The organism is Haloferula rosea (assembly GCF_016595525.1).
Taxonomy (GTDB): domain Bacteria; phylum Verrucomicrobiota; class Verrucomicrobiia; order Verrucomicrobiales; family Akkermansiaceae; genus Haloferula; species Haloferula rosea.
Map to the genome: position 1 here is coordinate 158,363 of NZ_JAENII010000011.1, position 7,087 is coordinate 165,449.

Annotated in this window: 8 protein-coding genes; all 8 read right to left on the minus strand. The window is 59.2% G+C overall.

The genetic code is table 11. The features are described 5' to 3' along the window. Positions 1-35: 35 nt before the first annotated feature. Positions 36-1,478, minus strand: a complete 1,443-nt coding sequence (locus tag JIN81_RS14315; RefSeq protein ID WP_200281154.1) for an outer membrane protein assembly factor BamB family protein — start codon at positions 1,476-1,478, stop codon at positions 36-38. Positions 1,479-1,589: 111 nt separating this feature from the next. Beyond that, positions 1,590-2,927 (minus strand): S1 family peptidase, encoded by a 1,338-nt coding sequence (locus tag JIN81_RS14320; RefSeq protein ID WP_200281157.1) that lies wholly within the window; start codon positions 2,925-2,927, stop codon positions 1,590-1,592. A gap of 131 nt (positions 2,928-3,058) precedes the next feature. Next, entirely contained in the window at positions 3,059-3,307 is a 249-nt protein-coding gene (locus JIN81_RS14325) for a hypothetical protein (protein WP_200281160.1), read from the minus strand. 88 nt (positions 3,308-3,395) lie between these two features. Next, on the minus strand, positions 3,396-4,427 hold the full coding sequence (locus JIN81_RS14330) for a metallophosphoesterase family protein (RefSeq protein WP_200281163.1): 1,032 nt from the start codon (positions 4,425-4,427) through the stop codon (positions 3,396-3,398). A gap of 76 nt (positions 4,428-4,503) precedes the next feature. After that, complete coding sequence (locus tag JIN81_RS14335; protein WP_200281166.1) at positions 4,504-5,004, minus strand: hypothetical protein; 501 nt, start codon at positions 5,002-5,004, stop codon at positions 4,504-4,506. A gap of 140 nt (positions 5,005-5,144) precedes the next feature. Next, a complete protein-coding gene (locus tag JIN81_RS14340; protein WP_200281169.1) occupies positions 5,145-5,627 on the minus strand; it encodes an arsenate reductase/protein-tyrosine-phosphatase family protein in 483 nt (160 codons plus the stop codon). Between the two features lie 291 nt (positions 5,628-5,918). Continuing rightward, on the minus strand, positions 5,919-6,188 hold the full coding sequence (locus JIN81_RS19665) for a PEP-CTERM sorting domain-containing protein (protein WP_200281171.1): 270 nt from the start codon (positions 6,186-6,188) through the stop codon (positions 5,919-5,921). Positions 6,189-6,327: 139 nt separating this feature from the next. Next, complete coding sequence (locus JIN81_RS14350; RefSeq protein ID WP_234044935.1) at positions 6,328-6,753, minus strand: hypothetical protein; 426 nt, start codon at positions 6,751-6,753, stop codon at positions 6,328-6,330. Positions 6,754-7,087: the final 334 nt, after the last annotated feature.

The window sequence follows — 7,087 nt, forward strand, 5'->3', positions numbered from 1 at the left end:
AGAACGACCCACAGACTTGCCAACATGATGCCGGGTCAGCCCTTCACATCGAAGCAGAACAACAGGTCCTGATCCCTCAGATACATGCGCCCACCGATCACCACCGGGTGAGCCCAGACCTTCCCCTGCGTCCCGTCCCGGAGCTTCGTCTTCCCGGGCATCGGGAAGCGACCCTTCTCACGGAATCCATCGGGAGTCGCTTCGACGAGGAAGACCGAGCCCTCCTCTTCATCCACGCAGTAGAGCATGCCGTCGGCATAATGGACCGCCCCCTTCTGGATGCCCTCGCCTTTCTCACTCCACACCCGCTCACCGGATTTCAGCTCCTGACAGGTCAGCCCGCCTCCATCGGAAAACCCATAGATGTGACCCTCGTCGAGCACCACACCACCATGGTGGTTCTTCATCACCTTGTTGTCCCAGAGCACCTCCGCCTCGGCCCCATCGATCTTCACCAGCTGACTCCCCGAGCCATAGCCCGCCGTCATGTAAACCATGCCATCGTGAGGGATCGGAGTCGGGATCACCGCCGTCCGTCCTGCGGCCCATGGCGCCGACCAGAGCAACTTGCCGTCCTCCGCCGACACCCCGACGAGCTTCTTCATGAACAACTGCACATACTGACGCTTGCCATTCACCTCGGCCACCGTCACCGAGGAATACTGGGCATCATCCGTCACCTCCTTGCTGCGCCAGATCTCCTTCCCCGTCTTCTTGTCCAAGGCGACGATCGCCCCCTGGTCACCACCCGGCGTGACGATCAGCTTCTCTCCATCGACAAGAGGCGACTCGGAAAAACCCCAGCTCGGCTCGGCACCGCCGAAGTCGTCGACCAGACTCTTGCTCCACTGCTTCGATCCATCCTCGGCACTCACGCACACCAGTTCACCATTCGCATTCATCGCGTAGGCCAGCCCATCGTCGATCGTCACCGCACCGCGAGGTCCACCACCCCAGCCGGTGTTGTATCCCTTCCCCTTGTCAGGGCCGATCGGCGAACTCCACAACTCCTTCCCGTTGGCCGCATCGAGACAGATGATCTCGGCCGCGCCATCGCGGGTCCCGGTGAAAAACAGTTTGCCGCCGACCAGACTCACACAGCTGTAGCCAGTCCCACCGTCCTTGAAAGTCCACAGCAATTCAGGCCCATCCTTCGGCCACTCCTTCAACAAGCCCGTGTCCGGCGAGCGGTTGTCCCGCTTCGGCCCACGCCAGCCCGGCCACTCGCCCGCCACCGCCGCGGGTGCCGCCACCTTCGCCGTTTCGAGGAAAGCCTGATCCTCCTTCGACAGCCGGCTGATCGCCACCTTCGCGACCTTGCCGGACTTCAGCTTCAGTTGGACCTCCCCCTCACCAACCCCCACCAGTTCCGCATCAATCGTCCGCCCCGTCTCCGCATCGGTCCACGTTCGGGCATCGGCGGATGAAAGGGTCACCCCGAGGAGGCACAGCGATAAAAAAGCAGCGGTCGGTTTCATGGCACAATGAGTTGGCGAAGCGTAGCCAACCATGTCCCTACGCCAGCATCGCGAAAGGTTTAACGAAAAAGCGCCACAAAACGCTCAGGTCACCCCACCGGAAACCCGGGATCAGCGCAGGTTGTTGATCGCATCGTCGCAGGTCTCATCGATCTCGTCGCGCAACAGCACCACCTGCTGCGCCATCTCACGGTGGAACCATACAAACCTCTCCGGCTTGAAGTCCCGCATCTGCTGCTTGGACGATGTCCTCAGACCCGAGAAAAACGACGCGATCTTCTTCTTTCGGTCCGACTCACTCACGCCCGTGCTGCTCCGGCTCCGCTTCTCGAACCACTCCTGCAGCACACGGATCTCCTTCACCACCCGGTGGTCCTCATACTCGCGCAGCTCCCCACTGTCCCACTCCTCCGGCTGCAGCGCCAGAATCATCAGGTTGTTCAGATCCGTCAGCTCCTTGATCTGCTGACCTTCCTTGAGGAAACTCCCGATCGGCACTTCGTCCCAGTCCCATCGACGGTCGACCCGGCAGCCAAACCTCCGAATCTCGGAAAATCGCGTCTCCTTCGCCCACTGATCCTTCCGCGCCGCCACCAGATGCGTCACGACCCCCAGCACCTCATGGGTCACTCCGTCGATGATCGGCCCTCCACTGTTTCCCTGGATCACATCCGCATCGATCTCGATCGACTCCGCCCCGACCCCCTGGATCTTGCCTTCCAGGAAGCCCACCGTGCCGCCACCCCCGGAATTCCCCGCAGCGAAGACCGGCATCTCCTGCTTCGATTGGCCACCCGCATCCCCGAGCTGCAGCGGACCCGCAAACTCCTCCAGCACCTCGATCCGAACCAGATCCGCCCCACCGGATGCCTCGAACTTCCCGAACTTCGTGATCCTCCGGCCGCTCTGGAGCTTCACCGCCAACTTCTGGTTGCCCGAAAGTACGTGAGCCGCCGTATAAAGATAAAGCTTCCCTCCCGACTCGGCGAGGAACCCCGTCCCCACACCCGCGTCACCCTCGATCACCACGATCGCCTGAGCCACCTTGTCGCCCGGCTGCACCACCCTCCCCTTGCTCGCATCCACCGAGGTGATCTTCAACCTGCTGGACGGCACCAGCACCGACCACGCCTCCGGCCCCTCCTCCACATCCAGCATCGTCACCCGGTCCAGACCCTCATCGGAATAGCCGATCTCCACCGTCCGGCCACTCGCCCCCTTCACCACCGCATCCTTGAAAACCTTTCCCGTCTTCGTTTCCAGCGCGTCATAGCGCCGCCCGATCAAGCCCTCGAGGGCGAAGACCCGCAGCGCCTCATGCGACTTCGCCAGCTCCTCGATCGCCACCTCCGCCTCGCTCAAACTCATCGACCCCACCTCCTCGGAAAACGCCGCCACACACAGCGAAACACTCGCCACTCCAATCCATCCGATACCCCTGATCATCATCGAAGAATCCTCAGCAGAACCCGCACCATCAAGCTCAAAACAATACCACAAGTGACACACGCAGGTCTCTTATCCAAACCTCCCGCCACATCACACGGAGATACCGCCGACTCCCCGGAGCAAAATCCGGCCTACTCCTTCCCAAGCTCGCGCGCGACGGCAAAGAAGAACAAAGCGATCAGGAAGAAGATCACCGAGAAGCCCGAAACCTGCTGGGGCCCGAACAGGCTCGTGACCTGATTGATCCCCCACGGCCCCGTGCCACCCGCAAGCGCGATCCCAACCGGCTTCACGATCAGCATGATGCCGAAACCCACGAAGACGAGCCCCGCAGAGCCGAACGCCAACACACCGCCCCGATACTTCCCCCGAAATCTCATACTCTCCCTGATCCAGACTTCAAACTCCCGTCCCGACGGACCCGGAATGTCCAACCCATGCCATTCCTCCCGCAGCTCGATGCCCCACTCACTTCACACTCTTCTCGATCTTCCGGTCACGAATCCCCGCCAAGATCGCATCTCCACTGGATAGGCTGGGATCCACTTCCACCCCGAGCTCCGCAGGCGACTTGCCGACCCATTCACTGCGGCGTCCCGTCACCTGGATCGTCAGGCATTCCGGGTCGATGACCAGGGTAGCAAACACGCAGTCACGATACGGACAGGTGTAAGAAATCGACGGGTGCTTGGCGTGAATGGCTTCGGGATAACTCTCGTGCTGGTACTTGCCACCCACCCACAGATACGAAGCAGAGTTCACATGCAAATAGCTCACTCCGTGGATCCGCACCACCTCGTCCACATGCGAATGCCCGTTGACCGCCAGAATCACCCGGTCCGACGCCTTCCCCAGCAGCTCCTGAATCTCCTCCGCATTGTCCACCGCCGCATAGCCCGCGAGCGGCTGGTGGGAGACGACGATGATCGGCCCCTTCAGCGTTCCCAATTTCTCCTTCAACCACCCGACCTGCTCCTTTCCGAGGTACGACACATACCCACCCTTGTAGCTTGGTGAGCCCTTCTCGTTTCCATCGAGAACGATCAAGTCGATCCCTTCGATGTTCCGATGGTAGTAGCGCGCCGGCATGCCCCACTCCGTGAGGCACGCCTGCTTCGTATGCCCGCGGTCCGTGTCGTGATTCCCCAGTACATGCAGCGAATGCTCATGGATGCCGTTGAACCATTGGATCACGTCGCGGTTCTCATCATTGGGATACGCGAAATCCCCAAGCTGCATGACCGCATCCGGCCCGAAGTTTTCCATCTCCTTGGCGAAGACCTCCATTCGTTCCCGACCATCGTGCATCACATCATGGTGAAGATCAGCAATCACCCCGATCTTCACCGCCTTCTTCAGCCGACCCACCTCGGACTTCGCCGCACATGGCAGCGCAAAGGAAGCGGTCGCGACAGACCCACGAATAAGAAAGTCGCGGCGCGTCTGCCCGACTCCAGACGGCTCAAGTGAGGCCGCTCGGGTGGATTCGGAGGGATTCATGCTCATGCGGTTTGAGGAGGGATGCTGGATGGGTCGTCAGAGCTCTGCACCGCGGATACCGATGCGCTCCACCCACTTACCCGTCCGGTCGACCACGCCTTTCAGTCGTGGAATTGAGGGCATCATCAGAAGTGCCATCGAACCGAGCCAAGCAGCATGCTTCCCTGAAAGCCTCGAGAGACTCAGGCTGCTCTTCGGAAGAGAGGACCATCATTCCCACACAGAAATGGTAGTCCGAGAAATACCAATGCCCATCCGATGCCTTCGCGATGAAAATGTCATGCACCTTCGGATCCACCTTGTGGGTTTGGGCCCGATAAACCAACCACGCGCCATCCCTGAAAACCATGGTGTCGGAAGTCAACCAATTCGGATCCGACATCGCGAACTCACCCAGCGACTGGGGAACCCGTCCAAACCGCTCGATAGGAAAATCGGGATTCTCAAGGTCTTTGCGGATTTGCTCAATGGCACTGTCCTTCCACGCCCGGCGCTCCTTGGTGCGATGGATGCCGTCCCTCCTCGTCGCAACGACAACCGCTCCTGCCAGTACGAAAAAGGCAAGGATCGCTGCCATACTTGCTATGCGTGATTTCAGGGTTCGACTCATACTTGGCGCGCGTTACACCGGAAAGCCGACGCGGCAAGCCGGCCCACAGCTACAAAAATCAATCAACAGACCGAAGAATTCACAAGGTGCCTTCTAGCATCACCCCTTCACCCCGGATCAGGCAACGCAGCATCCTGGTCACCTTCCGATATCTGAGCTAGAAAACCCTCCATGCATCTCTCAATCCGCTCGAAGCATTCTTGAAATGCCGCCTTGGGTTGATGGATCGGATCCGCGATCTCCAACTCCAGATCCATCTCGTCGTAAGCTCCGAGCAATTGCACCTTCTGCTCATCGACTCCGTACGTCGACACCAGGACATCCCGATGGCGAATTTCCATCGCAAGAAAGCGGTCGATGCCATCCAAGTCGAGACGCCCCACGAAAAGCGACTCCATCTTCGAAATGGAGGTGCCGTTCCTGAGGCAGGTGATCCAGGCATTGTCTGCTGGCGGAGTCCCGGTGAAATCAAGGATACCGGCGGATGTCACTTCGAGGTCAAGGTGACGCTCCCGGGCCATCCTTTCGAGGATCGCATGGGCCATCACGCTCCGACAAACGTTGGCCGTACAGATGAAAGCAATGCGCATGTTTCCTAGCCGACAAGAAATTCGGGAAACCCGACGCTTCCATCGCGCCGAATCCAACGACATAAAAACAGATCGAAAGGCCATCGGCAAGCGTCAACAATTTTTCTGTTAGGTCATCTCTCTTCCGACTTGCCCATCATGATTCTCTTGGGCCAGAGAGGAAAAAAGCGCACCCGCGGAGCTCACCACGAACCTCAAGGACACTGGCTTATCCACATGAAACGAGCAACCGGTCAGGAGAACACGCCCAATGCTGCATCACGCTTTCAAGGCAGGCGTTCACACCCCTGGTCAGTGTGCGCGACGCCTGCGCAACGCAGTTGCACCCGCAAACGCCAGTAATACCACCGCACTCGGCTCAGGAACTTGCACCGCTGAACCGAAGACATCGATCTTACGGGAGACGTCAGTAATCATGGTGGCGCTACGATGCGGGTATCGTCCAAGCGCACCGGTGTTGTCTGTGTAGCCGGTAGATTCCAGGAATGCTTGGAAGATCGAATCGACCCGTCTGAGGTGCTCGCCCAAACGCCCATATGCTTCTGGAGAGTCCAGTGCCATTCTTCTAGCCAACGTAAAAGCTGTGGCGACCCCGGTAACCGCACCAGAGAGGCCGGGAACAATCAATCAGGTCCCGAAGCTGGCGGCAAGAATTCAACAAAGCCGCTGATAGGGATCGTCCACCAGCGTCTTGTTCGCGTTACTCGTTCCCGATGGTCGGCGGTGCCCTGAATACGACCAGGTCATCTCCATTGCCGGGATGATCCGAGAAGACTTGGTCCTCTCCGGCTGACCAAACCAGAACCCCTGCACTGCTGGTGAATATTCTGTAGCGGATTCCCCAAGCGTCCATGCCCCATGATCTGTCCCCTTGCTGCTGGGTATAGAGATACTCGATTCCCCTCGGGTTCCCTCCAAGAAGCGCTTCGAAAAGGGAATCGTAGTCTTGGGGTGGCAATGATCCAAACTCGTCCGAATAAGACTCGATACCACGCGCGATCTGGCTCATCCGACTGTGGGTCCAATCCCCGACGCTACGGGGGAGCGAACCCGTCATCCAAGTCAGCCAAGCTAGCAACAATCCGCCTGACAGAATGCCGATAGCGATACCTACTTTGCGGTTCATAAGGCGCTAGATCCATTCCATCGCGAGACCCTATGGCTGCCGGTTGATCTGGGCGCAGCATTTCGGGCCGATTTCAGGTTGGTAAGAGAGGTGGTGGGTCTGGTTCAACTCGTGGGCTACCCCGACAGGTCGGGGCCTTTCCACATTCAATGCATTACGAACAACGAAAACAAACTCAGACACACCGCAGAAACTCTATCTTGGACTCGACATCGATAAAGCACAAACCACCGTCGCCGTCGCCGATCCCGGCGCCGGAGGGGAGGTCCGCCACTACAGTTCGGTCGCGACCACCCACACCACCTTCGAGCGGGTGGTGCGGCGAATCGCCAAA